Source organism: Mycobacterium sp. 236(2023), assembly GCF_029623955.1.
In the GTDB taxonomy this organism is placed as follows: Bacteria; Actinomycetota; Actinomycetes; order Mycobacteriales; family Mycobacteriaceae; genus Mycobacterium.
In genome coordinates this window covers 14,679-41,563 of the sequence record NZ_JARSBP010000011.1, presented here as the reverse complement: position 1 = coordinate 41,563, position 26,885 = coordinate 14,679, and the positions used below count along the sequence as shown (strand labels likewise).

Sequence of the window (26,885 nt, the reverse complement as noted above, 5' to 3'; positions counted from 1 at the left end):
GTCCAGCCTAGAGCGTCTTCTCACCGAAGTACGTGGCCACCGGGTTGTCGTTGAAGTTGCCGATCGGGACGTAGCCCTCCGACGTGTAGAGGTCGACTGCGTGGCCCTGGCGTGGGCCCGAATCGAGCCGCACCACCGAATATCCCAAGGCGCGGGCGGCATCCTCCAGGGCCGACAACAACGCCCGGGCCAGCCCCTGCCGTCGCGCGGCGGGCACCACATACATGCGCTTGATCTCGCACGCCCCATCGGGCAACCGTTTAACACCGCCCCCGCAAACCGCGACCCCGTCGCGGTAGCCGACGACGAACGTCCCACCCGGGGGCGAGAACTCGGTCACCCCGGCCTTCGGCATGTTCGGTGCGTTCAGGTCGAGGCCGATGTCGGCATACAACTCGTCGATCTCGGCAACCATCGCCGCGACCATGCCGGCGGCATCGGGGTGTTCCATCGAGACTTGCCGAAAGTCCAGCTCAACGGCCATGTCTCCACAAATACCCCGGCACCGGGGCACACGTCCACATATGTAGACCCTCTACGATGCAGGCATGCAGACCCGCCTGTTGGCGATCTTCGCCGCCCTTATCGCCGTCGTCGCCCTCGCCGCAGGGTGCTCCGGGTCGTCGTCCGACGACTCCGGCAAGGATTTGCCCGACGCCACGACCCTTCTCAAGGAGTCCAGCGAGACCACCAGGGCACAGACCAGCGCCCACCTCAAGCTCTCCGTCCAGGGTCAGATCCCCGAATTGCCGGTGGAGACACTCGAAGGCGACCTGACCCAGGCGCCCGCCGTCGCCGCGAAGGGCACCGCGAACATCATCTTCCTGGGCCAACGACTCAACGACGTGGCCTTCGTCGTCTCCGACGGCGACCTGTGGGCCTCCATCACGTCCGGCGGCGCCATGTCGAACTTCGGACCGGCCGCCGACGTCTACGACGTGGCTGCGATCCTGAACCCCGACGTCGGGCTCGCGAACCTGCTCACCGCCTTCTCCAATCCGACGGCTGACGGCCGCGAGACGGTCGAGGGAACCAAGACCGTCCGCATCAACGGCGAAGTCAGTGCCGACGCGGTCAACAAGATCGCCCCGCAGATCGGCGCCACCGGGCCGGTACCCGGCACCGCGTGGGTCGCCGAAGAGGGCGACCACGTCCTCATGCAGGCCCGGCTGGAACCCTCCCCCGGCAACAGCGTCACGATGACGCTGTCGAAGTGGGGCGAGCCGGTCACCGTCGACAAACCTGCTGCCTGATGCACGCAGCTCCAGCCGCCGTCCAGGGCACCACCAACCGCTGGATGGCCATCGGTGCGGGCAGCCTCGCCGTGATGCTCGGCGCGCTCGACACCTACGTGGTGATCTCGGTCATCCGCGACATCATGAGCGATGTCGGCATCGGCATCAACGAGATCCAGCGAGTGACGCCGATCATCACGAGCTACCTGCTGGGCTACATCGCGGCGATGCCTCTGCTGGGTCGCGCATCGGACAAGTTCGGCCGCAAGATCCTGATCCAGGCCAGCTTGGCCACCTTCGCCATCGGGTCGGTGATCACGGCGATGTCCACCGATCTCGTCCTGATGGTCATCGGCCGAGCCGTGCAGGGCGCCGCCAGCGGCGCGCTCCTTCCGGTCACCCTGGCCCTGGCCGCGGATCTCTGGGTGAGTCGCAACCGGGCGGCCGTCCTCGGCGGGGTCGGCGCGGCCCAGGAACTCGGCAGCGTCCTCGGCCCGCTGTACGGAGTCGCTCTCGTCGCACTGTTCAGCCACTGGCAGGCGGTTTTCTGGGTCAATGTGCCGCTGGCCGCCATTGCGATGGTGATGATCCACTTCAGCCTGCCCGGCCGGGCCAAGGACGCGCCGACCGAGAAGGTCGACGTGGTGGGCGGCCTCCTGCTGGCTTTGGCGCTCGGACTTGCCGTCGTGGGTCTCTACAACCAAACCCCCGACGGCAAGCAGGTGCTGCCGAGCTACGGCCTCCCGGTGCTGCTTGGCGCCGCGGTCGCCGCGGTCGCCTTCTTCGTCTGGGAGAAGTTCGCCTCGACTCGTCTGATCGAGCCGGCCGGGGTGCGGTTCACGCCGTTCCTTGCGGGCTTGGGCGCATCACTGTGCGCGGGTGCCGCGCTGATGGTGACCCTGGTCAACATCGAGCTGTTCGCCCAGGGGGTCCTCGGCAAGGAGCAGAGCGAAGCCGTCTTCATGCTGCTCTGGTTCCTCGGCGCCCTGCCGATCGGTGCGCTGATCGGCGGCTGGCTGGCCACCCGGATCGGTGACCGCATCGTCGTGTTCACCGGCCTCCTCATCGCGGCCGGCGGCTACTGGCTGATCTCACACTGGACCATCGACGTGCTGGCCGACCACCACGACCTGGGCTTCGTGCAACTCCCCACGTTCGACACCGACCTCGCCATCGCCGGCCTCGGGCTCGGCCTGGTCATCGGCCCGCTGACCTCGGCAACCCTGCGCGTGGTACCTGCCGCTCAGCACGGGATCGCGTCCGCGTCGGTGGTCGTCGCCCGCATGATCGGCATGCTCATCGGAATCGCGTCGCTGTCCGCGTGGGGCCTGTACCGGTTCAACCAGTACCTCGCCATGCCGTCGACAGGCGCAGACTGTCCCGCAGGCAACACGTTGACGGAACGCTTGGCCGCCGAAGCGTGTCGCGTGCGGGAGGCCTACGTGCTGCAGTACGGGGAGATCTTCACCATCACGGCCATCGTGTGCGCGGTCGGCGCCGTTTTGGGTCTGGTCATCGCGGCCAGAAATCAGCACGCCGACGAGCCGACGCCCACCTTGGAGGATCAGCAGCGCTCGAGCCCGCGACCCATCAGCTGAGGGTCGTCGGCCGGTGCGGCGGCGTCGTCTGAGGTCAGTCCTCGCCAGGTATCACGAAGAAAATCAGTGATTGTGCTGGGCTGGACCGGACTGTGACTGAGCCAGTCCTGCAGTGCAGTCATGCTCGGTGTCCTTTGCTCGTGCTCACCATGCGCAACTCATCGGTGAAGGCGCGAATTCCCTGCCGACTTTACCGACTCACCGCGACCACGCCGTCGTGCGCCGCGCCGCGCACGGGTGTGAGCCCGAGCACTCGAGCGCGTCAGGCGGGAACGAGGCTGAGCAGCACATCGGGGCCGACGGGCGTGACGCCGTCGAAGCGCCACCGCTGCGCCTGGGCAATGCTGAGCACGCCGACGTCGTCGACGGCCGTGATCGGTCCGCCCAGCAACATCGGGGCCACATAGGCCACAATCCTGTCGATCACCCCGGCCCGCAGAAACGCGCCCGCGAGGGTGGGCCCGCCTTCCAGCAGGATGTCGGTGCGGTCGGACATCGCCTTGATGACCTCGTGCGGATCCCGCGTCCGGATCACCATGGTGCGCGAATCGTCGTTGAGAACCGTTGCATCAGGGGAGATTTCACGCATCCCGACGACCACGCGCAGCGGCTGCTGATCGGCCAGGCTGCCGTCGGCAAGCCGTGCCGTCAGCGCCGGGTCGTCGACGAAAACCGTTCCCGTACCGACGATGATCGCATCGGCTGCTGCCCTCTTGCGGTGCACGTCGGCGCGCGCCGCCTCGCTGGTGATCCACTGGCTCGACCCGTCCGCGGCGGCGCTGCGGCCATCCACGCTCGTCGCGAATTTCCATGTCACATGCGGCATTCCGGTGCGCTGCTTGTGCAGCCACTCCCGCAAGGGCCCACCGGAGACGGTGTCGGCGCCGACACCGGCGTGGACCTTCACACCCGATTCGGCGAGCCGTCCGCCACCACCGGCCGCCACCCGGTTGGGGTCCGCGACGGCGTAGGCGACCTCGGCGACTCCGGCCGCCAGAAGTGCGTCGACACACGGTGGGGTGCGGCCGAAATGGTTGCAGGGCTCCAACGTGACCACCGCGGTGCCGCCGACGGCGCGCTCCCCCGCTCGTCGCAGGGCCAGCACCTCGGCGTGCGGGCCACCCGGCGGGTCCGTCGCGCCGACACCGGCGACGTCGCCGTCACGGTCCAGGATCACCGCTCCTACAGGCGGATTGGGATACGTCCGACCTTTCACCCGCTCGGACTGCTCCACGGCCAGCGCCATGGCGGCCTCAAGGTTCATAACGCCAGATGCTTGGACGCCGATGCGGCCTGCTTGCGCAGCGCCTGAACGGCCACCGCGGGATCTTCGGCGCTGTAGACCGCCGAACCGGCAACGAAGCAGTCGACGCCGGCCTCGGCTGCGGCTTCGATCGTGTCGGCATTGATGCCGCCGTCGATCTCGACGACGATGCTCAGCTCGCCGGAGTCGACGAGCCTGCGCGCGATCCCGACTTTCGGAAGCACCTCGGCGATGAACTTCTGCCCGCCGAAGCCCGGCTCGACCGACATGACCAGCAGCGTGTCGAACTCGCGAAGGATCTCCAGATACGGCTCCAGCGGCGTGCCCGGCTTGACCGACAGCCCCGCTTTTGCCCCTGCGGCGCGGATGTCGCGCGCCACCGCCACCGGATTGTCGGTGGCCTCGGCGTGGATCGTCACGTTGTAGGCGCCCGCCTCCGCGTAGGGCGGCGCCCACCGCTCGGGGTCCTCGATCATCAGATGGCAGTCCATCGGGATGTTCGTCACCTTGAGCAGCGACTCCACCACCGGCAGCCCAAGGGTCAGATTCGGCACGAAGTGGTTGTCCATGACGTCGACGTGCAGCCAGTCGGCGCCCTCGACGGCCGCAGTCTCGTCGGCCAGCCTCGCGAAGTCGGCGGCCAGGATCGACGGTGCGATGAGCGGTGCGGGCATGGCGTCAGCCTATCGGGGCCCGTCGACCCGCAGGGCAGCGGCGAACATCGCGTCGGTGCCGTGCCTGTGCGGCCAGAGCTGGACAGACGGACCGTCGCCGGTGTCGGTCGCAGGCTCGAACAACTCGCGGGTGTCCAGCGCGGTCACCGGATGTTTGCGCAGCGCGTCGGCGACGACGCCCGTCGTCTCGGCCAGATGCGGCGAGCAGGTCGCATACACCACGACGCCGCCGGGTCGCGTCAGCCGGATCGCCGAGGCCAGCAGTTCCCGCTGCAACTTGGCCAGCTGCGGCACATCGCCGGGCTGGCGGCGCCAGCGCGCCTCGGGCCTGCGGCGCAGCGCGCCCAGACCGGTGCAGGGCGCGTCGACGAGGACCCGGTCGAACCCCGGATCCAGACCGGGCTCGCGCCCGTCGACCCGGACCACCTCGACGGGCAGTCCCGCAGTGTTCTGCTCGACGAGTTCGGCGCGCCGCGGCGCCGGCTCGACCGCGGTGACGGACGCCCCGACCGACTGGCCGAGTGCACCCAGCAGCGCCGCCTTGCCGCCGGGTCCGGCACACAGGTCGAGCCACCGCCCACCGTCGGCGCCGTCCAGCGGCGCCTGGGTCAGCGCGCGCGCCACCAGCTGGCTGCCCTCGTCCTGGACGAGCGCATTGCCGTCGCGCACCGCGGTGAGCTCACCGGGATCACCCTCGCCGAGATACACGGCGTACGGCGAGAAGCGGCCGACCGTTCCGCCGACCTGCGCGGCCAGCTCTTCCGCGGTGAGCGCACCCGGCCTGGCGACCAGATGCACCTCGGGGCGGGAATCGTCGCTGGCGAGCAGGTCACGCAGTTCACCCGCGCGGGCACCCAACGCGTCGGCGAAGGATTGCGCCACCCACCGGGGGTGGGCGTGGACGAACGCCAGATGCCCGACGGGATCGGTGGCGACGGGCGGGACGAGTTCCGCCACCCACGACGCCTCGTCGCGGCGCGCAATCGTGCGCAACACTCCGTTGACGAAACCTGCTCGGGCCGTGTCGAATTCGAGACCGGCCTGCTCGACGGTGGTCGACACGGCGGCGTGGTCGTCGACGCGGGTCCTCAGCACCTGGTACGCGCCGAGCCGCAGCAGGTCCAGCAGAACGGGGTCGATGCGATCGGCCGGCCGGCCGGCCGCCGCGACGATGACTGCGTCGAGAAGCCCGCGGGCGCGGCACGTCCCGTAGGTCAGTTCGGTGGCGAAAGCGGCGTCCAGGCCGGAGATCCCGCGCTCCCGAAGGAGTGCGGGCAGCGCCAGGTTGGCGTACGCGTCGCGCTCGGAGACCGCCCGCAGCACATCGAAGGCCGCCTGCCGGGCCGGATCGAGCTTCTTGCGCCTTACCGGGCGCTTCTTGTCGGGTCGGGTCACGAGGCAAGTCCCTCCGGATGTGCTCCCCTGGCCCAGTCCGCGGCGTTCATCGGCTTCTTTCCGGGCGCCTGCACGGTGCCGAGTAGCACCGCGTCCGTTGCGGTGCCGATGTGCACCTGCTTCTTGTCTGTCCGGATCTCGCCTGGTGCAAGATCTTTCGGGCCGTCATCCGGCACTGTCACCGCACCGACCTTGATGCGCTGCTCGCCGATCATCGTCCACGCACCCGGATTCGGTGTCACGGACCGGATGCGCCGATCCACTACGTGCGCGGGCAGCTCCCACCGAATCCGGGCGTCCTCGACGGTGACTTTCGGCGCGATGCTGACGCCTTCCGTTCGCTGCGGTACCGCGGTCAGCGACCCGTCTTCGATGCCGTCCATGGTCGCCTCCAGCAGTCCGGCACCCGACACCGACAGCCGGCCGAGAAGGTCGCCCGCGGTGTCGGTGGGCCGGATGGTTTCGGTCACCACACCGAAGACCGGGCCGGAATCGAGGCTGAGCTCGATCTGGAATGTCGTCGCGCCCGTCACCTCGTCACCGGCGGCCAGCGCGGCCTGCACCGGCGCCGCACCACGCCAAGCGGGCAGCACCGAGAAGTGCAGGTTGACCCAGCCGTGCGTAGGCACCGTGAGAAGTTCGTCGCGCAGCAGCGCACCGTAGGCCACCACGGCGCAGCAGTCCGGGGCCAGCGCGGCGAGCTCCGCGACGAACTCCGCCGAATTCGGCTTGGCAGGCTTCAGAACGGGGATGCCGTGCTCGTCCGCCAGTTGCGCCACCGGAGACGGGGCGGGTTTGCCTCGGCGGCCTGCCGCCGCATCCGGGCGGGTCAGCACCGCGACGACCTCATGTCGCGGTGAATCGATCAACCGTTGCAGGGACGGCAGGGCGGGCTCCGGTGTGCCGGCGAAGACGAGACGCACCGCGCCAGTCTAGGGAGCCGAGTCCTGCGGGCCTCAGCGCGGCGTCTGGTAGTAGTCCTTCTCGGCGACTCCGGCCAGCGGCGCGACGAACATCCACGGGATGGTGGTGAGCTGGCGATTGAGCGTTGCGACCGCGTCGTTGTAGTACTGCCGCGCGAACGCCAGCTTGTCCTCGGTATCGGCCAGATTGCGCTGCAGGTCCAGGAAGTTGTTCGACGAGTTCAGTTGCGGATAGCTCTGGCCCAGCGCCATCAGCGGTGCCAGCGCCGAATCGAGCTGCTTCTCCGCGGCACTTCGTTCGGCGACCGATGTGCCGCTGGTCGCCGACGTGAGCGCCGCACGCGCGTTCGTGACGTGATCGAGGATGCCCTTCTCGTGCGTGGCGAATGTCTGCACGGTGTGCACGAGGCTCGGAATCAGCGATGCTCGCCGCGTCAGCTCGACGTCGATACCCGACAGGGCCTCGGCCACCCGGACATCGGCCGAACGAATCTTGTTGTAGCCGAGCACGAATCCGATGAGCACCAGCACCGCCAGCACCAGGACGAGAACGAGCAGAAACCTCACCATGATCCACCTCCTCCTCCGCCGCCCCCGCCGCCTCCGCCACCGCTGCTGAAGCTGCTGCCGCCGCTGCTGCCCGACGACGAGGACGACGCTGCCTGCGAGGCGGTGTAGGCACCGATCGACGACGACAACGCCGATTCGAAGCTGTCGAAACCGGAACCGCCCGACCCGTCCGAGAATGTCGACTGAGACCCTGACGTGTGCGACGGTGTGTACCAATACGGTTGCGGTGCAACGGTACCGGTGTACGCCTCGTACTTCTTGGCCCACAGCGCCGCGACCCCCGCGGCGACGGCGAACGGAACGTAGGCGACATAGAGGTCTTTGCGCGCCGCGAAGTCGAACCGTGTCTCGGCCGAGTCGGTGGACAGCAGCCGGTGGAAACCGCCCACGCGAGACCACAATTCACGCCCTGCGGCGGTGCGCCGGGTGCCCACGCCGTCGCGCCACGAGCCCGCCGAGAACAGGAAGAACGCCGCGAACGGCAGCGCCCACATCGTGGTCGGGAATCCCCAGCGGAAGAATCCGCAGACCATCAGGATGAACGCGGCTGCGTTGACAGCGCGCAGCCACAACTCCTTCTTGCGAGGGACCAGCAGATTCGACTCGACGGCCCACTTCTCGACGGCCTTGGCCATGTCCGCCTTGGCCTTGCTGAGCTTCTCGCCGGACTTGACGGTCTTCTTCGCCTCGAACTCCGAACCCTTGTTGATCACCTTCAACCGGGACGCCACCGCGATACTGACCGGGTCGATGTCACCCCAGGCTCCGGGTTCCGCCGTGCTCACAACGGTCCAGTGCTTGTCGCTGACCTGATTCAGCTGGATGAGGCCACGGTCGGCGAGGTAGAACAGCGTGGCCGTCAGGCCGTTCTTGGAGACGGACTCGGTGCGGATGTACTCGGCCTGTACGGGGCCGACGCCCGGAGGCGGGGCGTACTGCAGCGGGAATCCCGGCGAGCGCTCCAGCACGCTGCGGAACCACAGCAGCGCTGCGGCGCCGAACAGCACGGTCAGCCCGCCCACCCACAGGACGCCGATCGTCGACTGCCCGAGCACCCGGTCCCAGGTATAGGGCCACGGCAGTTGCACCTGCGGCGGGGCCGGCACGTCGACGCCTGCACGGACCGTGACGGGTGTGCGGGGCGGCAGGTCGACGGCACTGAACTCGACGCGGTTGCCGTCGACGGACAGGTTCGCGCACGCCGAGCCGACGCCGAAACCGACTGAGCACTGCGCCCTGCCGACCTCGCCCGGCATGGTCAGCGTGACGTCCGCGCGGTCGATGCGGTTGTTCCAGGCCGGGGCGATGACGTTCCAGTAGAAGACGCTGGGCGATGGCCCCTGTCCGGTCGATTCGGCGAACGTGCGGTCAGCGCCCAAGGTTCCGGGGTCCAGAACCCCGGGGATCGAGTACCGGATCACGAAGACGTGGGTGCCGTCGCTCAGGTACCGGTCGGGGTCGCCGATCTTGGCCACCCGGAATCGCCTGCCGTCCTCCCACAACATCTGATAGGACACCGGTTCGCCGTCGAGCAGAATCGACTCGATCGCCGGCTTCTGTCGGAGGTGGGGATTGTTCTGGTTGGCCACATCCCAGTAGCGGAAAATCCCGTGGCGGTCGGTGCTGTAGAAGGCGGTCGTGATCGTCTCGACGGCATCCATGTCACCGTCGGCGTCGACGACCATGTTCACGTCATAGTCGGTGATGACGACGGGATCGTCGATCTCGGCGGGACCGTCCGACCCGAAGCGGAACATGACGGGCCACAGCACGCCGAACGCGATCAAGATCAACGGAATCAGCGCTTTGAGCACCCGCCCCGCCGTCATGGGCATCACCCTATGTGCAATGGGTCGATCTGGATGCGAACCGGCTCCTGGTCGTGGCGCGCACTCTGCACCGACGTCGCGCGACGCAGCGCGGCGGCAAGCTCGAGTCCCTTGTCGCGCGGTACGCGCACGAGCATTCGGCTGACCGCCGCGTCGGCCTCCATCCCTGCCGGTCTGCGCGCCCCGACGGGCAGGTCGACGGGTCCGAGGATGTCGGCGCCGACCGGCAGGGTCGCGGCGTCGAGCAGGGCATGCACCGCGGCGGGCGCGCCGTCCACGGCCGCCATGTGCGCGGCGGGCGGCAACCCCACTTCCGCGCGAGCCTCGAGTTCCTCGTCGGCGTGGCCGACGGGATCCCACCGGATCAGGGCCTGCACCGTCGGGATCGCGGACTCCGCGACCACCGCGACCACTCCGCCGTCGGCGCGACTGCGGACCAGCGCGGCCGCCGCCATCCAGCGGCGCAGCGTGTCCTCCGACGCGCGAAGGTCCTGACGCCCCAACAACGCCCAACTGTCCAGCAGCAGCGCGGCGCCGTAACCACCGGCGGCCGCGGGCTCGACCCCCGGCGTCGCGACGACGACCGCGGCGCGCTGCGGTACGGAGGCGACCACGTCCTCGCCTCCGGAGGTGATGACCCGCGCACCGGGGAACGCTCTGCCGAGTTCCTCGGCGGTGCGGCGCGCCCCGACGACGACGGCGCGCACCGCGTCCGACCCGCAGCGGGCGCAGCGCAACGCCAATTCCTCTCGGCCACACCATCGGCACACCGCACCCGGGGCGTCACGGCCCGGCAGGGACAGCGGCCCGGTGCAATGCCTGCACCGGGCGACGGTGCGACATTTGGCGCAGGAGAGAGCAGGCACGTAACCGCGACGCGGCACCTGCACGAGGACAGGCGCGTCGGCCCGAAGTGCTGCGCGGGCTGCGTCGAGGGCGACCGTCGGCAGCCGCGCGGTCCGTGCCGCCGCATCGCGCTCATGGGCGTAGGCGCTGTCCTCTAGCGCGATCACCCGCGGCGCATGCGCGCGCACCGTCTGCCTGGTCGCGGTCAGATCGTGCGCCCAGCCGCTGCGGACCAGCGCCTGGGCTTCGGCGGTGCGCGCGTAGCCGCCGATCATCGCCGCACAGCGCAGCTGGTGGGCGCGCAGCATCGCGACTTCCCTCGCGTGCGGATACGGGGCGCGCGGCTCGGCGAGCGAATCGTCGCCGTCATCCCACATGATCACCAGTCCGAGGTCGGCGACCGGAGCGAAAACCGCACTGCGCGTGCCGATCACGAACCGCGCTTCGCCCCGCAGCACCGACAGCCAGCGCCGGTACCGCTCGGACGGGCCGAGCCCCGCCGACAGCGCCACCACCCTGTCGTCGTCGACGTGGCCGATGGCTGCGCCATGCAGCAGGTCGACGTCACGCTGGTCTGGGACGACGGCGAGCACCCCACGTCCCGAGTTCACCATGACGGCGGCCGCTTCGGCGAGTCGTTGTGCCCACGATTCGCCGGGAAGCGCCTGCCACACTGCGCGGGCGGCTCGCGCCTCGTTGAGCGCCGCGATGAACTGCGGTCCCCCGCTGTAGGCCGCCCACGCGGTGGTGTCGACGTTCCGCGGAGCCATCGGATCAAGAGGTTTGGGAACGCGCTTCTCGACGGTCGCGTGGCGGGGCGGCACCGCCAGGCGCAGCACGTCGGCGCGGGTACCGGCATAGCGGGCGGTCACCGCGTCGACCAACCTGCGGACGTCGTGGGTCAGCACGCATTCCGCCGACACCACCTTCTCCAGCCAGCCGAGCTTGCCGACGTGATCTGTGTCCGAACGCCTTTCGAGCACAAAGGCGTCGACGAGCCTGCCGTGGAACCGGACCTTGACGCGCACTCCCGGCTGGGCATCGTCGGACTGCTCTGCTGCGACCAGATAATCGAACTCGCGGTCCAGATGCGGCACCGTGAGCATCGGCAGCACCCGCGCGATCGGCTCGTGTTCGGCTGCCTGCCGGGTAGTTGTCACGTTCGCCTGAACAGCAGTCCGGCCGTGATGAGAAGCAGCGACGTGGCGTAAGCCCACCAGATCGGCACCGCAAGGACCTCAGAACCCAGAACGAACTTGCTGATGCCGATCATCGCGTCGGAGACGGCGAAACACAGTGCGCCCAATGCGGTCCACGGAGTGGGCAGGTCGGCGAGCAACGCGACGCACACCATGGCACCAAGGACACCGATGTAGACGGTGACCGGCAGCGCCATGCCCTGCTCGAGCAGCTTCGGCCAGAACCACACCAGCAGCGCAACGCACGCGACGACCATGGTCGCGACACCCACCAGACGCCTCGGCGTTCGCCTCGCGAGTGGCAGCAGAGCGGCGAGGAAACAGAGGTGGGCGACCAGAAAAGCTGCCAGCCCCAACACGAATGACGGCGCCCACCATGGCATCGCGAGGAGATAGTCGCCCGCCGCAGAGAAGAGCAGCGCCGCGACCAGCCAGAAACGCTCGCGCGCGATGTGGTGTGTGAGCGCGGCACCCGCCAGAAGAACGGCAGCGCCGGCTTTGACCGCCGGCTGCAACGCGAACTGCCCCGTCAGCTCCGCGCCCGCCGGCACTCGTGTCGCGGTTACGATCAGAAACGCGCCATAGGCAGCCGCGACGACCGCAGCGGCCGTCCACAGCGTGCGAGTCACGAAGAGAACTTACTAAATTCATCAGATCGAGCTGGGGGGCTGCTCTGATAGGTTCACAGACAATGCACAGAAATCGTCGGAGCCGAGAAGCTGGCACCGTCCGGGTGGCGACACTCGATGTGCAGCACAGCTACCGGCGTTCGGCGGTCATCGTCGGGCCTGTGGATGTCCCTCCCCTCGACGAGCTCACCGCCCGCTTCGCCGCGATGGCCGAAGCCGGGCCCGAGGCCAGGGTGGGACTGCAACCGTCGACCACGACGACGCGGTGGCGGTACGACCCCGGCCTCGCCGGTGACGTGTTCGAGACCACGACGCGGCCGCCGGGTGAGGAGCCCATCGCGCTGCTGACCGCGTTGCGCCAGACCCCGGGCAATGGCATTCGGATCCTGGTCGGGGGCGACTACCTGGCGATCGACTTCAGCCATGGCCTCGGCGAGGTCCCACTGCTCGATCTGCTCATCGGGGTCCTGCTCGGCGCGGTGGATCCGCGCGACGCCGCCGTGTGGGCACCGTACCGGCATCGCGCCTCACCGCTGCTCACCGCAGGGCTGCGCGCGATCGGCCTCGGACCGCAGCGGCTCGTGCCGCTGTGGCGTCAGCACCGCCGCAACAGCTCACTGCCCGCCGAGACGGCGCCTTCCGCCAACGCCGACATCGCCCCGTCACCGGCCACCCGGGTCACCCATATTCCGGCCGACACCGTCGATGAGCTTCGCCGGCAACGGAATTCGGCGCTCCCCGACGTCAACATGTTCGCGATCTACACCCACGCCCTGCACAGCGCCTTCGCCGCCGCCGGTTTCGACGTCGACCCGACCGTGACCGTCCCGTTCGACGTTCGGCGCTATCTGCCGAAAGATTTCAGCACTCTCGCGTCGTTTTCTGCCGGACTCGATTTCCGGTTGGACCACGAATCCGGTCCGCGTCGGCTGCAGACAGAGATGGCACGGGCCGCGCAGATGGCACGCCCGGTCGCGAACCTGATGGCAGCGACGCTGAAGACCCGGATGGCGATGCGGACCGGCCGGCAACCGCAGTGGCTGGTTCCCGACCACCCCCGCTTGCATCTGCTGCACTCCAGCCTCGGCACCGTTCCACACAGACCGTGGACGTTCAGTGATCCCGCGCGTGCCGGCATCATGGTGGCCAGCGATCCGGTCAGTCCCGGAGGGGTGACCGTCACGTCGGCATCGGCGATGGGCTCGATGTGGCTGACTGCGGAGTTCCACGACACCCTGTTCGATGCCGGAAAGATCGGCGCCGCACTGGATTCCGTACCGACACAAGTCTCGCAGCTGCTCGGCAGGTGACGGCCGCGACTAGGGTTGGCCGTCCCGATTCTCCGGCGCCAGTTCGTCGTTGACGCTGCGCCACACCTTGGTCTCGCCCTCGTCGTAGATCAACTCCCACTGGGGTTGCTGACGTAGGGCCTCTTGTACGACTTCGACGGCATCGGCGCGGAAGTCGCCGTAGTACCGGATCGCCTTGGTGGATTGCTCGCTGAAGATGACGTAGACGATGTAGCTGCCTTCAGTCATCTCCGTGTTGAGCGTCTTGAGGTCTTCTTCGTTGGGGAACGTCGCTTTCCGTTCGGCGAGGTTCGGATCGGACGGATCCCACAGGTCATAGCTCACGGGTTCGTCGAAATACGGGTTGAACAAGGTGAGGTCGACGTAGCCGGCGTTGAGCCGCGTCGGCATGCCCCCGAGGCGCAGCAAGACGACGCGGGTACGCAGGTCAGCGTCCCTGGTGAGAGTCTCCATCAGATCGATCTGGGATCGCGTCTCGAAGACCAAGGGCCACAGCGCCACGTAACCGTGCAGCCCCGCCACCGACGCGCCGGTCATGCCGAGGGCTGCTGCCGTGCGGACAGGCAGGCGGGCCCGGCCTCTGACACCGTCGATCGCCTTGACCACCGCGGGGGCGATCAGCAGCGCACACCCGAGAATCGAGTACAGGTACACCCGGAAGATCGCCTCACCGCCGTAGCTCTGCCCCAGCAGGAGACCGAATGAGCTGAACGCCGCGATGAACAGCGTCAGGACAGGCCGCTTGCGACGCCACATCCATATGGCGCACACAAAGGCGGTGACCACCACGACCACCGTGAGACTGCGCACCACCGCCGCCGTGAAGTCCCTTGCGGGCAACCCGGACGTGACGACATTGGTGGTCGCATTCTCTATCGGGCTCCCACCCGAGAACAGGCCATACGGCGCAACGGCTTCCAGGTTGAGCAGCAGGTAGCAGACCGCGATCAGCACCATCACGAGCGCCACCCACCGAGGTCTGGCGCGTTTGAACAGACACAGCAGAACCACCGCTCCCATCGCCCAGAACGGGGTCAGCTGGTGGGTCGGCACGGTCGCGGCGAACACGGGGATGGCCAGGATCCCGCAGTTCCTGCTGCGCGGCGAGGCCAGAAGCAGCGCGAACATGCCGAACACCAGCACAATCGTCCAGGCCTGCGGCGAGAAGTAGTCCTGCCCAACCCAGTTCACGATCTCGGCGATGAAGGCTGCGGTCAGAGCGGTGCGGCGAGACCTGGAGATGGCACGGGCCGCCGTGTACACGGTCAGCGCGATCAACACGTGCATCGCCGGTGCGAAGACATGGGCGACCGTCATGGCCGCGATACCGGTCACGTCGCAGAACCAGGCCCACGTGGTGAAGAACGCCGCCCACTGCGCGTAGATGTCGGTGCCGTCGGGCTGGATACGGCCGTACACCATGATGTAGTCGACGACGGCCAGATGCTTGTAGGTCCAGTCATAGAGCGGGACTTCGGTGGCGACCACCGTCGTCACGCGAGCGACGATGATCGCGACCATCACCGCCACCGCGGCGGGGACGATCCTTCGATTCCGGATCGCGACCAAGAATGCCCACGTGCACAACACGATGGAAACGGCAAGCAGCGGACCGGTTTTCGAGAACAGCAGTCCGTAATAGCTCGCATCGGCACCGGGCAGTCCGGGGACCGCAAACAACCAGATCCCGACGGCCAGCGCACTGAGGATCAACGAGAAGTGCCGGCGCACAAAACTTTTGCGCAGCCACGGATGTTCACCGATGCGGCGCCAATGCCAGTGGCGCGCCGCCGCCAGGATGCTGTCGCGTCGCTGGTAGTACCACCACACGCTGCTGCCCCCGACACCCACAACCTGCACCCAGAGGATGAGCATGGGATTCCAGCGGTAAGACCACATCGCAGTGATCGCCACCAGCGTGACGATGGCCATCCCGAGCACCGGAAGCGTCGAGAGAAGGACCCGTCGCGGGATACGAACCCAGGTCAGCACCGCCGCCCCGGGCCCGATCGCGATGAACACCGCGAGCGCGATCGCGCGCACGCTGCTCGGCAGCGGCATCAGCGCGACGGCGCCCGCCGCGGCGCCGACCCCGGCGAGGTCGACCATGCGCACGGGCAGGATCGGGATCCGGCGCCGACTCGGCGGCTTGCGGTGCGCGGGTGGTTTCCGGTGCGCGGGAGGTTTGGTCCGCTGCGGCGTATTTCGGCGCGAAGATCCGGTCGCTCGATGGCGCGCGAGTCCCGGCATTGCCGGTCCCCGTTCGAGCGTCACCGTCATCGGCGACGTTTCAGCGCGTTGTTGCGCGCCTGCTGCCGCTTGCCTTGCCACAAGGCTCTGGGGCCCGCGAGGACGGCCAGCACCTCGATGCGGCCCACCGACGACGGGACGTCGTCACCCAGCCCGCGGGGAATTCGATTCGGCGACGCCATCGCGCCGTAATCGGCACCTGCGCGCAGTGACGACCCGAAGCGGCGCCGGATGACGTGTGCCGCCAGTCTGCGGTGCTCGGAGTTCAGCACGACCTTGGTCAGCCACGCGCCGAGGCCCAATCCGTACCCGCGGGCCTGCTTCAACAGCGCCTCGTTGTCGCTGCGATGCCGGTGCCACACGATCGCGGCCGGTTCGGTCGCCAGCACGTCGCCCGCGGCGAGCACCCTGAAGAATATGTCGAGATCCTCGCCGCCCTGGGATGCGGTCCCCGCGCCGAGCGCCTCATCGAACCCGCCGAGCTCGAGGATCCGGTCACGCTGAACCGCGAAATTGGCCCCAGTCCCGAATCGGCCGACCTGAAACGGGAACAGCGGTTGATCGGCGGGAGGAGCCGCCATGCTGTACACCCGGGGCTTCAGGGATCCCGCCCACGAGACCCGCTGATCGAAGTAGGCCTGTGCGGCGGTTCGCAATTCACCGCTGGGGACAAGACCCGACACACAGGTGACGAAAGGGGCGCGCGAGAAACCGCGGGCGATGTGTCGCAGCCACAACGGATCGACGACCACATCGTCGTCGGTGAACGCCACCACGTCGTGACGGGCTGCCCGAAGCCCGGTATTCCTGGCGGTCGACAGCCCCGGCACAGGTTCGGCCACCAGGCGCACTCTCGGATCGGCGAGATCCCGCACCACCTGGGCGGTGGCGTCGGTACGCGCGGCGTTGTCGACGACGACGACCTCGAAGTCGGGATAGTCCAGCGCCAGGATCGAGCGCACTGCGTCGAGGGCCTGGTCGGGTCGGTCTCGTGTGCACAGCACCACCGAGATCGGCGGCAGTGGGCCCTCCGGGGGCGGCTCGTGGGCCACGCTGCACACCGGAATCGGCAGCCGCACAACGCCTTTGTAAATGGGGGCCTCGACGAACGCGACGGGCGTGCCGAGGTGGCGGACCAGCACGCGCGCCTGATGGTAACCACCGGCATGCCGCGCTTCGAACTCGATCTCCTTACCGGAGTCGGGTGCGCAGTCGTCGACGTCGAGCATTCCGATCCAGACCGCATGCGGCCACGTCGACTCTGCCTGCAGAGGCATGGCCGGCTCGAGCGAGATCAGTGGCGTCACAACGCCGTCACCCGGACCCAGTCGACCAGCATGGTGGACGGATTCGGGGTGGACGGGTCGGGCGGTCCCGGCCAGTCTCCGCCCACGGCGACGTTGAGCAGCAGGAAGAACGGGGCGTCGAACACCCAGCGGCTGCCGGGTTCCAGATCGGCGGGGGTGACGGTGAACAACGTCAGCTCGTCGATACCGGTGACGATTCGCCCGGGCGTGCGCTCCACCCAGTAGGTGTGAAACTCGCCGGCCAGCGGGAACGGCGCGGGCCCGGATGCCGAGACCTGCTCTCCCCGTTCAGAGTCCGCACTCGGGGCGTGGACTCCGGTGTGGAACTCCGGGGCCAGGTTGAGGGTTTCGATCACGTCGATCTCGCCGGCCTCGGGCCAGCTGACCTCGTCGATGTTGCTCCCCAGCAGCCAGAAGGCCGGATGCAGGCCGGCTCCGGCCGGCAGCTTGATGCGGGCTTCGGCACGTCCCGAGGTGAAGTCGAACGTGCCCTTGGTCGTGATGCGCGCCGACGTGATCTGATCCAGGGAGCTTCCCCGGGCGGAGATGGCCAGATGTCCTGAACCGTCGAGGCTGGCGTTGTCCGGATCGTCTGTGTAGGTCTGCATCTCGTTGTTGCCCCAGCCGCCACCGCCGGTCTCGAAATGCCATTGGGGTGACGGCGATGTGCCGGCAGGCCCGTCGAAGTCGTCGGAGAACAACACGCGCGGACCGGTCGGTTCGGCCCGACCGACCGTCGGCGGCATGCTGCATCCGGTCAGCGCGACGACGCAGAGCGCCACGGCGAAGCGACGGATCATCGCGTTGCCCCGGCGAGGTTGCGGCCCGCTGCGTGACGGCCGCGCCGTGGTGGCGTCCGTATCCCCGCGGTTCCGAGCGCGATGACGGCGATCAGGATGCCGTACACGGCCATGCGTTGCGCACCGCCGGGACCGAACACGGTCTGCCCACCCACGAAAGCCAGGAACCCGACCATGCTCACGGCTCCGGCGATGACGGCAACGCCCCGACGCTCGACGGTCATCTTGGTCGCCGATCCCATGGCGATGAACAGAATGCTTACCGATCCCAGCGACATGAACGTGACCAGCGCCGTGGTGTTCAGCGTGTAGTCGACCTGGTTGGTGAAGATGCCGCAGGCGTAGAGGCCCAGCCCCGAACCCATCAGCAGCACCGCGTGGCCGGGGTCGGTCACCTGCTGCACGAGGAAGCTCGCGGCAACGATGGTGATCGCGAGGCCCGTGACCAGCAGACTGACGTTCATCAGCGGGTAGAGCTCGCTGCAGGGCCAGTCACCCGCCGGACCGCAGTACGCCACCCCGAGGGGGCTCAACAGATCCTCTCGGTAACTGTAGTTCCCCCGCCAGGTCGCCGACACGATCCACTCCGCGACGAAGTACAGCAATGTCATCAGCGATACCCACCCGGTCACCCGGGGGTTGACGAGCCAGCCCGAGGCTGTACCCATCACCGAATCTCGGGCGTTCGCAGGGTTTGAGTGCGGCCGACGACATAACCGGCGGCGGTGACGAAGAGTCCCGCGACGATGGCCATGACGCGGGATGGATGACGACGTGCGTGCCACATCCCCGACGGCAGCGTCCTCGTCGTGTAGGCCCGTTCGCTTTCCAGCGAGGACTGCTGCCCGCACAGCTGCGTGAGGATGGCCTTGCTGCGGCCCTCGTGAAAGCAGCGCTGCATGAAGTAGGACACGGTGGCCCGGTCATGCGGCACCTCGTGCGTGACCGCGAAGGCGGTCCGACGCACGATGTGTGAGTGTGGGTTGCTACGTACGAGTTCGATGCCCATCATCGTCTCTTCACAACCCGTCGGGAGCGTGCCGACACGCCCGAGACGATCACTGAATCCGCCAATGTCGGCCAGATGTTCGCGCCGAACGGCCATCGCGGCGCCGATGGGGTTGCGAATCGGGGCCCCGTCGGACGGTAGCCCTCGGTAATCGCAACCCACGACCCAACCGAATTCCGGCGGGAACCAGGTTGGCCGAGAGCCCGAGTGCCAGTACGGGTGGACCGCTCCCCCCATCGCGGTGATTCCGTCGTCGACAAACGTGGAACGCACGCTCCCGAGCGCATCCGGCAGCAGCGCCGCATCGTCGTCCAGGAAGACCACGACATCACCGGAGGCCGTCTCGAGGCCGGTGTTGCGGGCACCGGAGAGACCGCGGCGATGAGCGTTGGCGACAACCGTGAGTCGATCGCCGTAATCGGCGCACAGATCGTGGAAGAGATCTTCGTTGCCGTCGACGACGAGGATCAGTTCGTCACCGGAGGCGAGCTGACGAAGCGCGGCGTCGGCGCCTGCAGCCAGGCTCCGGCGACGTCGTTCGGTGTAACAACAGATGACGACGCTCAGTGATGGTGCGGTGGGGTACGGCTGGTCGTGCGAGGTGAAACGGGCAGACACTATGCCCAGCCGGCGACCGCGGCGGTGCGCCCCGCCCGGTGCTCGCGACGCTCGCGACTGATGGTGCGCAACACCCTGAGACCGTCGGTGACCGCATTGAGGTTGCTGCGGCCGTAGATGCGCCTGCCTTCGAAGCTGCCCACCTCGTCGATGGCCCAGCCCTGTCGGGCGGCACGGACGTTGATCACGGTCTCGATCTCGAATCCGTCGCCCCATTGCGGCTCGGAGAGTTCGATCGCCGGCAGGTCGAGGCCTTCGAGGTTGCGACGCCAGAACGCGTTGTAGCCGTAGCACAGGTCACTGAACTCGGTTTTGAACAGCCAGTTGACCAGCCCGTTGAGCCCTTTGTTGCCCAGCCGCCGGAAGTGCGTGATGTCGTCGCTGCCGCCGCCACGCGAGAAGCGACTGCCCTTCGCGAGGTCTGCACCGGCCACGAGGGCCGCGACGAACAGCGGGATCTCGGCGGGATCGGTCGAGCCGTCGCCGTCGATCATGACGATGATGTCTCCGGTGGCGGCGAGGAAGCCGCATGCCAGCGCGTTGCCTTTACCAGCCCTGGTCTGTTCGATCACGGTGGCCTCCGGCCACAGCTGACGAGCGACGTCGGCGGTGCCGTCGGTCGAGCCGCCGTCGATGACGACAATCTGGTCGACGGGCGGCATCCGCTTGGCCACGTAAGGCAGATTCCGCGCCTCGTTCCGTGTCGGCAGGACGACAGTGACGGTCGGCGCGTGGCTCGACGCGGACCCAGATTCGTGGACATCGTCGCTGTAGGAGTCGGAATAGCCGTTGAGTTCGGACCGCGCGGGCAACAGCGCCTCGGGTGCTACATCCGTCACGTCGCGAATCTCCTTCTCGCACTAATGCCGGCGCCGAGGCCCCGAAAGACCGTCGCAGCGTCCTGACGCTGTCGTCAAAAATAAAACATACCGTAACTGGACAGAACGTTAGCGAACACCGGCAACTTATGACAGGGTGAATGTCCACCATATGACCAGCATCACATGTTTGGCACACCTAAGTAATATTCAGTGGCGTAACCGGACATGTGGCAAGGCCCCGTCCGCCGCTCTTCGAAACAGCCTGAGCCGCTGGATAGAACCCATCTTTGCACTGTAAAAGAGTCAGGAACCGCCACAAGGCAGGCCCGATTCGGCGGCCGTCCAGGATCCGGTTCGCCAGCCAACGACGTGGGCACAACCGGTATAGCGAAACTCGTTGCAATCGAAATCGACAACATTCGCGCATTTTTAGCAACGCCGCTCGCCGTATCCACAAATGCACGATGGCGTCAAACTTTGGCGCGGCTGCCGATCACCGACGAGGGGAGGACTGCGTGAACCGGTGCGTCAGGGCTGCGTGAGCGGGGGCAACCGGACGTCCCCCATGACCGCGTGATGATCGGAGCCGGGCAGGTCAACACGCACAAATGACAGCGGCGTGGCACCCCGGGCGAGGATCTTGTCGATGCCGAGCACCGCGGGGAACCACTGGTCGGCGGGATACGTGGCGACGATCCCCGAGCCGAGGTACTCGCCGGCATCCACCAGATCCGCGCCGTCGCGGGCGCCGACATTCAGCAGGTGGCGGTAACGCTCGTGGTCGTACGTCGAGTTGAAATCGGCTCCGACGATCAGGGGTCCCCGCTCCTCGGCGAGAATCGCGCCGATTCGGTCCAGTTCCGCCGCCCATCTCCACGCAGGCTCGGGGTACGGCGGCAGCGGATGCAGCGCATAGACCGTCACCGGCACCGCGCCGGGCACCTGGATCGTCGCGCGCAGATTGTGATGTTCGAGCCCGGTCAGGGCCGCGGTATCTGTGAGTGGGTATCGCGAGTAGATGCCTTCGCCGCTGCCGCCGTAATCGGCGCGCACGTAGGAGTACGGCAGCCACTCACGCAGCCCGGCCGCGGCGAGTTTGTCCACCGCGGGCCCGGTCAGCTCCGCCACGGTCAGCACGTCGACACCGCTGCCGCGGACCCGGTCCACCAGCGCAGACGGGTCGGCTTCACCCAGCCGGAGATTGGCCTGCAGAATCCGCAGAGTGGGAGCCTCCCCGGAGGCGGTCGGCTGCTCGCCGATGAAGAGCGGCAGTTGGGATGCCACACCGACCACCACGATCGCGACGGCGGCCAGCACCGCGAACCACATCCGCGCCGCGGCGAGGATCACCGCGGACAGGACGGCGAGCACGACGAAAAGTGGGGTGAACGACGCCAACAACGTCACGACAGTGCTGACCGGCCCGAAGAAATGGGCGGCCACACCCATCCCGGCGCTTACTGCCGAGACGATCCCCGCGATTCCGGTGAACGTGCGAAGGCGGCTGCGAAGTCGTGACGGTGACGCGTCGGTCGTGGTGGGTGTCAGGCCATCCGTCACGCAGACAATTGTGGCCGACTCTCGTCAGCACGCGCCACGACAGCGCGGGCGGAGCGCAGCGCAGCACGCGCCCGCACACCAGCCGGGGCGTTCCACTCGGTCGGCGCCTCGACGCTCGCCGGCACCGTGGGCAACGCCCGCAGCATCGACACCAGGTCGATGCTTCCCTCACCCGGGAAGAGCCGGGCATTGCGCCCCTGGTGGCGCAGTTCGTCGATCGACGTCGGCCGGGGCAGCACCGCATCGCAGATCTGGACATAGCGCGTCCACTCCCCCGGCATGGCGCGCAGGTCATCCGGTGTGGCCAGCGCGCGGTCGTAATGGATCGCATCCACCAGCACACCGACGTCCGCACCGGCACAGCGGCGCAGAATCAGCGTCGCCTCGTCCAGGCAGCGGACGTCCGTCCACGGCATCGGCTCTAGATTGGGCGTCATACCGAAACCCTCGGCGAACGCGGAGAGTTCGGCCAGATTGTCGGCGAGCCGTGCATGGTCGGGGTCGTTGCCGGTCACCAGGATCTGGGAAGCCCCGAGGTAGGCACCGGTCTCCAGGAAGGCTCCGAAGTGATCCCGCACCTTGGTGTCGGGGCGCAGCCGCAACACCTCGATGTCCAAGAGGAACAACCCGGTGTCGTCGAGACGCTGTCGGGTCTCGCGGATCATCGGCGTCGAACCGATGGTCGGGCGCAACAACTCCTCTTCGGTGGCCCGGATGAGCCGCAGGCCGACACCGTCGAAGCCGGCGTCGGCGGCGCACGCGACCAGTTCGGGAGGACTCAGTTCCAGAACCGTCAACGGGGCCAACGAGATCGGCCGGTGGCCGGACGGAGACCTCACGAGCGATCCTCTCTTCCTGCAGTCGGGTCGATTGTCGAGGAAAGGCGCCAGCCATAGGGGGCTACGTCTGTGAGGGGACCGTGCGTACGGTGATGGCCATGGCAGCGATTGATCCCGTGCTGGAGAAGGTTCTCGAGGTTGTTCCGTTCCAGCTGACGACCGACGGTGGGCCCGAAGAGGCCAGACGGCGCTTCAACGAACTCCCGCGCAGCCCGATACATCCCGAGGTCGAGGCGCACGACCGTGTCATCGACGGACCCGCGGGCCCGCTCACGCTGCGCATCTACCGCCCGCCGTCCGACCAAACCGTGCTTCCCGCTGTCGTGTTCATCCACGGCGGCGGCTGGACCGTCGGCGACCTCGACACCTATGACGGCGCGGCCCGCATCCACGCTGTCGGCGCCGGTGCCGTCGTCGTGTCAGTCGACTACCGGCTCGCGCCCGAGCACCCCTTCCCCGCTGCCGTCGACGACGTCTGGGCCGCTACGCAGTGGGTTGCGCAGAACGCCGGCGACATCGGCGCCGACCCGGCGCGGCTGGCGGTCGCCGGGGATTCCGCGGGCGGGAACCTGGCCGCGGTGGTCGCACAGTCGGCCCGTGATGCCGGCATCGCCCTGCGCTTCCAGCTGCTCTGGTATCCGTCGACGACGTTCGACACGTCACTGCCGTCGTTCGCCGCGAATGCGCACGCGCCGATCCTCGACCTCGCGTCCTGCAAGGGCTTCAGCCGTTGGTACATCGGCGATCTCAACATGACGGACGCCCCGATCGCGCTGGTGCCTGCGCGGGGTGATCTGTCGGGTTTGCCGCCGGCCTATATCGCGGTCGCGGGCCACGACCCACTGCGCGACGACGGCGCCCGGTACGCCGAGTTGCTGGTCGCCGCCGGGGTCCCGGTCGAACTCCACAACGCCGAATCCCTCGTGCACGGCTACCTCGGTTACGCGGGAATCGTGCCCGCCGCAACAGAAGCCACGGAACGTGCGGTCAGGGCGCTGCGGGACGCGTTAGCCTGAGGCCGGAGGTGCCTCATGGCTACACCTGACTTTGACACCGTGATCGTCGGTGCCGGCTTCTCCGGTATCGGCACCGCGATCCAGCTCGACCGGGCCGGCTTGTCCGACTACCTGATCGTCGAGGCCGGCGATGAGCCCGGCGGCACGTGGTACTGGAACACCTATCCGGGTATCGCGGTGGACATCCCGTCGTTCTCCTACCAGTTCTCGTTCGAGCAGAGCACCGAATGGTCGCGCACGTATGCGCACGGGAACGAGCTGAAGTCCTACGCCGCGCACTGCGTCGACAAATATGGTCTGCGGTCGAAGATCCGTTTCGCCACGGTGATCCGTACCGCGGAATTCGATGGTAAGCAAGGTCTTTGGCGCCTGACATGTGAAACCGGCGGTGACAGGGACATCGTGACGGCACGGTTCCTGGTCAATGCCAGCGGCGCGCTGACCGTGCCGAATCTGCCGGACATCCCCGGCGTCGAATCCTTCGCCGGGGCCACTGTCCACACCGCCCGGTGGGATCACGACCTGGAGCTGAGCGGTAAGCGCGTCGCGATCATCGGGACCGGCGCGTCGGCGGTTCAGGTGATCCCGGAGATCGCGCCGATCGTCGCGCACCTCAGCGTTTTTCAGCGCACACCGATCTGGTGTTTTCCGAAGTTCGACATCCCGCTGTCGAAGACGGCGAGGGCGATGATGCGCCTGCCGTTCGGGCAGACGCTGCAGCGGTTCGTCAGCCAGGCCTACGTGGAGCTGACGTTCCCGCTGGCCGCGCAATACTTCACGGTCAACCCGATGGCGAAGCGGATGGGCTCGCTCGGCGAGGCGTATCTGCGCAAGCAGGTCGACGACCCCGAGCTGCGGGACAAGCTGACCCCGCGTTACGCGGTCGGCTGCAAACGTCCGGGATTCCACAACACCTATCTGTCGACGTTCAACCGCGACAACGTCGCGTTGGTGACCGAGCCCATCGACAGGATCACCGCGTCCGGGGTGGCGACCACGGATGACGTCCTGCACGAGGCCGACGTGCTGATCCTGGCGACGGGCTTCAAAGTGCTTGACACCGACAATGTTCCGACGTTCTCGGTGGTCGGACCCGACGGCAACTCGCTCGCCAAGTTCTGGACGGAGAACCGGCTGCAGGCATACGAGGGCGTCAGCGTGCCGGGCTTCCCCAACTTCTTCACGGTGTTCGGGCCGTACGGCTACGTCGGCTCGTCGTACTTCGCACTGATCGAGACGCAGACCCGGCACATCGTGCGGTGTCTGGAGACCGCGCGCAGCCGGGGTGCCACGCGCATCGAGGTTCGGCCGGAGGCCAACGAACGGTATTTCGCGGAGATGATGCGCAAGCGGCACCGGCAGATCTTCTGGCAGGACAGCTGCCGGCTGGCCAACAGCTATTACTTCGACCAGCACGGCGATGTGCCGCTGCGCCCGGCCAGCACGGTCGAGGCGGCCTGGCGCAGTCGCCGGTTCCCGATCGACGACTACTCGTTCGCGTCTTAGGGGCGCAGCTCTGCGCAGGAGGCCAGTGGGTCGGCCAGCTGATAGGGGTCATCGGCCTTGAGCGGCAACGCTTTCGGCGAGACCGGTAGACCTCCCTGTGCGGTGAGCCGGTCGGCGAGGTCACGCCGGACCCACAGTCCGTCCGTGCGCGAGGTCCGCACCACCTCGACGTAGTCGGCGGCCAGCCGCGGGTCGTCGATCAGGCCGGTGGTGTCCGACCATTCGTGGTGGGTCTCGATGAACTCAGGGCGCGCCGCGAAGACGTCGTCGCGCAGGCCCGCCGCGTCGCCCGCTGCCCAGCGGCGCGCGAGCGGCGCGTCCGCCAGTCCCCCGAGGTCGATGATCGTCAGATCGCTCACCAACGCGGTGCCGCCGATGTCGGGCGTCGCGATCGTCGCGTCCCCGAGGCCCAGCGCGTCGGCGTATTCGTTGACGGTCCATCCGGCGTACGAGGCGACGGCACACATCGGCACTGTCGGATCGGCCCGGAAAGTCAGGGCCGAGTGCGCGAGCACCGGCGCGGCGATCACCACCGCCGCCGCGCTTGCGATCCACACCCGCCGTCGCTCCCGGGCGTCGGCACCGGCGAGGACCTGCGCCCCGGACACCGCGATGATCAGCGCACCGATCGCCCAGATGGGCGTCGCGAACCGGCGCTGCCCCATCCAGTCGCCCTCGAGGATCGCGAAGGCGAGCGCCGCCAGGCCGAAGACGATGAGCAGGGCCAGAAGCCCGGAGGTGTCGACGGACTTGCGGCGCAGCACGATCACGACGAACACCGTCCCCAGTAGCGCAGGCGTGACACCTGTGAACAGGACCAGTTCGAAGGGCCGGGCGATGCCGATCAGATCCGGCAGGCCTTGCGCCTTCGCGATCGCGGTGTTGGGCACGAACTCGCCGAACGTCGCGTAGCGCCACACCAGGAAAGCGCCGAGGGGAACCGCGAAAGCCGCCGTTCCGATAGCCACGTACCGCAGCTTGTCGGAACGCGGCGCCCGCGCCAGCAGCAGCGCCGCAAGCGGATACGCCAGCAGGTAGATCATCCCGTCGGGACGTGTCAGACCGGCGACCGCCGCGACAAGACCACAGATCAGCGCCGTTCTGGTGGTCAGCAGCCTCCCCTCGGCCACCGTGGTCGCGATGCATGCGGCAAGCCACCCGACCGACGCCGCCAGCAGCGAGTTCTCCAGGCCGGAGAAGCACCAGATGACGAACGACGGGATGGCCGCGGTAATCGCGCCCGCGACGATCGTCACGGTCACCGGCGACCGCGTCAGGGCCTTGGCGACGCGGTAGAACGCGGCGTAGAGCACGGCGCACATGACCAGGGCGAGCAACTTCGGGAACAGCACTTGGTCGGGGACGCCGAACAGGGTGCCGTGGTCGAACATCTGGAGCTTGTCGCCGGCCAGCAGCAACGCCAGCCACGCCGGGTTGGAATATCCCTCCACCGTCTCGGCGCCGGGCTGCAGCACGGGGCCGAGTCCGGCGCCGATCGACCGAACGTAGGCGAACGTGATGGCGGCGTCGTCGATGATCCAGCGCCCGTAGACGAGCGCGTGCAGACCGACGAGAAGCGTCGGGGTGCCCACCGCCATGACAGGCGCCCACCGCGACGCCTGTGCGCGCCGAGTGACCAGCGTTTGCTCGTTGACCATGTCCACCCGCATCTGAATGCTCATACCGC

Annotated in this window: 23 protein-coding genes; 5 read left to right on the top strand and 18 right to left on the bottom strand. The window is 67.9% G+C overall.

Features of this window, described 5'->3' with window-relative positions; all coding sequences use genetic code 11:
- Positions 1 to 7: 7 nt before the first annotated feature.
- Positions 8 to 484 (bottom strand): GNAT family N-acetyltransferase, encoded by a 477-nt coding sequence (locus tag P9A17_RS30470; protein ID WP_278042531.1) that lies wholly within the window; start codon positions 482 to 484, stop codon positions 8 to 10.
- Between the two features lie 64 nt (positions 485 to 548).
- Here P9A17_RS30470 and P9A17_RS30465 point away from each other — a divergent pair, with 64 nt between their 5' ends.
- The gene (locus tag P9A17_RS30465; protein WP_278042530.1) at positions 549 to 1,253 is read left to right on the top strand and encodes an LppX_LprAFG lipoprotein; all 705 of its coding nucleotides are present in this window, start codon (positions 549 to 551) and stop codon (positions 1,251 to 1,253) included.
- A complete protein-coding gene (locus tag P9A17_RS30460; protein ID WP_278042529.1) occupies positions 1,253 to 2,833 on the top strand; it encodes an MFS transporter in 1,581 nt (526 codons plus the stop codon). Before P9A17_RS30465 ends, P9A17_RS30460 begins: the two co-directional genes overlap by 1 nt.
- Positions 2,834 to 3,095: 262 nt before the next feature.
- Here the strand turns inward: P9A17_RS30460 and ribD are convergent, their stop codons facing one another.
- The 8 genes from ribD to P9A17_RS30420 are packed head-to-tail and all read right to left on the bottom strand — an operon-like array spanning position 3,096 to position 12,162.
- The gene (gene ribD, locus P9A17_RS30455; RefSeq protein WP_278042528.1) at positions 3,096 to 4,097 is read right to left on the bottom strand and encodes a bifunctional diaminohydroxyphosphoribosylaminopyrimidine deaminase/5-amino-6-(5-phosphoribosylamino)uracil reductase RibD; all 1,002 of its coding nucleotides are present in this window, start codon (positions 4,095 to 4,097) and stop codon (positions 3,096 to 3,098) included.
- Positions 4,094 to 4,771: a ribulose-phosphate 3-epimerase gene (rpe, locus tag P9A17_RS30450; protein ID WP_278042527.1), complete on the bottom strand. Its 678-nt coding sequence runs from the start codon at positions 4,769 to 4,771 to the stop codon at positions 4,094 to 4,096. The genes ribD and rpe overlap by 4 nt, the downstream gene beginning before the upstream one ends.
- Positions 4,772 to 4,780: 9 nt before the next feature.
- Complete coding sequence (locus tag P9A17_RS30445) at positions 4,781 to 6,166, bottom strand: rRNA small subunit methyltransferase B (protein ID WP_278042526.1); 1,386 nt, start codon at positions 6,164 to 6,166, stop codon at positions 4,781 to 4,783.
- Positions 6,163 to 7,089: a methionyl-tRNA formyltransferase gene (gene fmt / locus P9A17_RS30440; protein ID WP_278042525.1), complete on the bottom strand. Its 927-nt coding sequence runs from the start codon at positions 7,087 to 7,089 to the stop codon at positions 6,163 to 6,165. Before fmt ends, P9A17_RS30445 begins: the two co-directional genes overlap by 4 nt.
- 33 nt (positions 7,090 to 7,122) lie before the next feature.
- On the bottom strand, positions 7,123 to 7,659 hold the full coding sequence (locus tag P9A17_RS30435; protein WP_278042524.1) for a LemA family protein: 537 nt from the start codon (positions 7,657 to 7,659) through the stop codon (positions 7,123 to 7,125).
- On the bottom strand, positions 7,653 to 9,488 hold the full coding sequence (locus tag P9A17_RS30430) for a DUF2207 domain-containing protein (protein ID WP_278042523.1): 1,836 nt from the start codon (positions 9,486 to 9,488) through the stop codon (positions 7,653 to 7,655). Before P9A17_RS30430 ends, P9A17_RS30435 begins: the two co-directional genes overlap by 7 nt.
- A 5-nt stretch (positions 9,489 to 9,493) precedes the next feature.
- A complete protein-coding gene (locus P9A17_RS30425; protein ID WP_278042522.1) occupies positions 9,494 to 11,494 on the bottom strand; it encodes a primosomal protein N' in 2,001 nt (666 codons plus the stop codon).
- Positions 11,491 to 12,162 carry a lysoplasmalogenase gene (locus P9A17_RS30420; RefSeq protein ID WP_278042521.1) on the bottom strand — a complete coding sequence of 224 codons (672 nt, stop codon included), beginning with the start codon at positions 12,160 to 12,162 and terminating at the stop codon, positions 11,491 to 11,493. The genes P9A17_RS30425 and P9A17_RS30420 overlap by 4 nt, the downstream gene beginning before the upstream one ends.
- A 104-nt stretch (positions 12,163 to 12,266) precedes the next feature.
- Between P9A17_RS30420 and P9A17_RS30415 the strand changes: the two genes are divergently transcribed.
- Positions 12,267 to 13,472, top strand: a complete 1,206-nt coding sequence (locus tag P9A17_RS30415) for a hypothetical protein (RefSeq protein WP_278042520.1) — start codon at positions 12,267 to 12,269, stop codon at positions 13,470 to 13,472.
- Positions 13,473 to 13,481: 9 nt separating this feature from the next.
- Here P9A17_RS30415 and P9A17_RS30410 read toward each other — a convergent pair whose 3' ends face one another.
- The 8 genes from P9A17_RS30410 to P9A17_RS30375 form a co-directional block, all read right to left on the bottom strand.
- The gene (locus tag P9A17_RS30410) at positions 13,482 to 15,722 is read right to left on the bottom strand and encodes a hypothetical protein (protein WP_278042519.1); all 2,241 of its coding nucleotides are present in this window, start codon (positions 15,720 to 15,722) and stop codon (positions 13,482 to 13,484) included.
- 26 nt (positions 15,723 to 15,748) lie between these two features.
- A complete protein-coding gene (locus P9A17_RS30405) occupies positions 15,749 to 16,999 on the bottom strand; it encodes a glycosyltransferase (protein ID WP_278042518.1) in 1,251 nt (416 codons plus the stop codon).
- A gap of 26 nt (positions 17,000 to 17,025) precedes the next feature.
- On the bottom strand, positions 17,026 to 17,829 hold the full coding sequence (locus P9A17_RS30400; protein WP_278042517.1) for a glycoside hydrolase family 16 protein: 804 nt from the start codon (positions 17,827 to 17,829) through the stop codon (positions 17,026 to 17,028).
- Positions 17,826 to 18,497 (bottom strand): hypothetical protein, encoded by a 672-nt coding sequence (locus P9A17_RS30395; RefSeq protein ID WP_278042516.1) that lies wholly within the window; start codon positions 18,495 to 18,497, stop codon positions 17,826 to 17,828. Before P9A17_RS30395 ends, P9A17_RS30400 begins: the two co-directional genes overlap by 4 nt.
- Complete coding sequence (locus tag P9A17_RS30390; protein WP_278042515.1) at positions 18,497 to 19,456, bottom strand: glycosyltransferase family 2 protein; 960 nt, start codon at positions 19,454 to 19,456, stop codon at positions 18,497 to 18,499. The genes P9A17_RS30395 and P9A17_RS30390 overlap by 1 nt, the downstream gene beginning before the upstream one ends.
- On the bottom strand, positions 19,456 to 20,295 hold the full coding sequence (locus P9A17_RS30385; RefSeq protein WP_278042514.1) for a glycosyltransferase family 2 protein: 840 nt from the start codon (positions 20,293 to 20,295) through the stop codon (positions 19,456 to 19,458). The genes P9A17_RS30390 and P9A17_RS30385 overlap by 1 nt, the downstream gene beginning before the upstream one ends.
- Before the next feature lie 510 nt (positions 20,296 to 20,805).
- Positions 20,806 to 21,837 carry an endonuclease/exonuclease/phosphatase family protein gene (locus P9A17_RS30380; RefSeq protein ID WP_278042513.1) on the bottom strand — a complete coding sequence of 344 codons (1,032 nt, stop codon included), beginning with the start codon at positions 21,835 to 21,837 and terminating at the stop codon, positions 20,806 to 20,808.
- Entirely contained in the window at positions 21,834 to 22,676 is an 843-nt protein-coding gene (locus P9A17_RS30375; protein WP_278042512.1) for a sugar phosphate isomerase/epimerase, read from the bottom strand. Before P9A17_RS30375 ends, P9A17_RS30380 begins: the two co-directional genes overlap by 4 nt.
- A gap of 92 nt (positions 22,677 to 22,768) precedes the next feature.
- Here P9A17_RS30375 and P9A17_RS30370 point away from each other — a divergent pair, with 92 nt between their 5' ends.
- The gene (locus P9A17_RS30370) at positions 22,769 to 23,692 is read left to right on the top strand and encodes an alpha/beta hydrolase (RefSeq protein WP_278042587.1); all 924 of its coding nucleotides are present in this window, start codon (positions 22,769 to 22,771) and stop codon (positions 23,690 to 23,692) included.
- A 15-nt stretch (positions 23,693 to 23,707) separates the two neighbouring features.
- Positions 23,708 to 25,198, top strand: a complete 1,491-nt coding sequence (locus tag P9A17_RS30365; protein WP_278042511.1) for an NAD(P)/FAD-dependent oxidoreductase — start codon at positions 23,708 to 23,710, stop codon at positions 25,196 to 25,198.
- On the opposite strand, the gene P9A17_RS30360 is transcribed toward P9A17_RS30365, so the two are convergent.
- A complete protein-coding gene (locus P9A17_RS30360) occupies positions 25,195 to 26,880 on the bottom strand; it encodes a hypothetical protein (protein WP_278042510.1) in 1,686 nt (561 codons plus the stop codon). The two genes, P9A17_RS30365 and P9A17_RS30360, sit on opposite strands and share 4 nt — an antisense overlap.
- Between the last annotated feature and the right edge of the window lie 5 nt (positions 26,881 to 26,885).

Coding starts and splice junctions, on each gene's coding strand:
- P9A17_RS30470 (WP_278042531.1), bottom strand. CDS start 484: ATGGCCGTTGAGCTGGACTTTCGGCAAGTCTCGATGGAACACCCCGAT.
- P9A17_RS30465 (WP_278042530.1), top strand. CDS start 549: ATGCAGACCCGCCTGTTGGCGATCTTCGCCGCCCTTATCGCCGTCGTC.
- P9A17_RS30460 (WP_278042529.1), top strand. CDS start 1,253: ATGCACGCAGCTCCAGCCGCCGTCCAGGGCACCACCAACCGCTGGATG.
- ribD (WP_278042528.1), bottom strand. CDS start 4,097: ATGAACCTTGAGGCCGCCATGGCGCTGGCCGTGGAGCAGTCCGAGCGG.
- rpe (WP_278042527.1), bottom strand. CDS start 4,771: ATGCCCGCACCGCTCATCGCACCGTCGATCCTGGCCGCCGACTTCGCG.
- P9A17_RS30435 (WP_278042524.1), bottom strand. CDS start 7,659: ATGGTGAGGTTTCTGCTCGTTCTCGTCCTGGTGCTGGCGGTGCTGGTG.
- P9A17_RS30430 (WP_278042523.1), bottom strand. CDS start 9,488: ATGACGGCGGGGCGGGTGCTCAAAGCGCTGATTCCGTTGATCTTGATC.
- P9A17_RS30410 (WP_278042519.1), bottom strand. CDS start 15,722: ATGCCGGGACTCGCGCGCCATCGAGCGACCGGATCTTCGCGCCGAAAT.
- P9A17_RS30405 (WP_278042518.1), bottom strand. CDS start 16,999: ATGCCTCTGCAGGCAGAGTCGACGTGGCCGCATGCGGTCTGGATCGGA.
- P9A17_RS30400 (WP_278042517.1), bottom strand. CDS start 17,829: ATGATCCGTCGCTTCGCCGTGGCGCTCTGCGTCGTCGCGCTGACCGGA.
- P9A17_RS30395 (WP_278042516.1), bottom strand. CDS start 18,497: ATGGGTACAGCCTCGGGCTGGCTCGTCAACCCCCGGGTGACCGGGTGG.
- P9A17_RS30370 (WP_278042587.1), top strand. CDS start 22,769: ATGGCCATGGCAGCGATTGATCCCGTGCTGGAGAAGGTTCTCGAGGTT.
- P9A17_RS30365 (WP_278042511.1), top strand. CDS start 23,708: ATGGCTACACCTGACTTTGACACCGTGATCGTCGGTGCCGGCTTCTCC.
- P9A17_RS30360 (WP_278042510.1), bottom strand. CDS start 26,880: ATGAGCATTCAGATGCGGGTGGACATGGTCAACGAGCAAACGCTGGTC.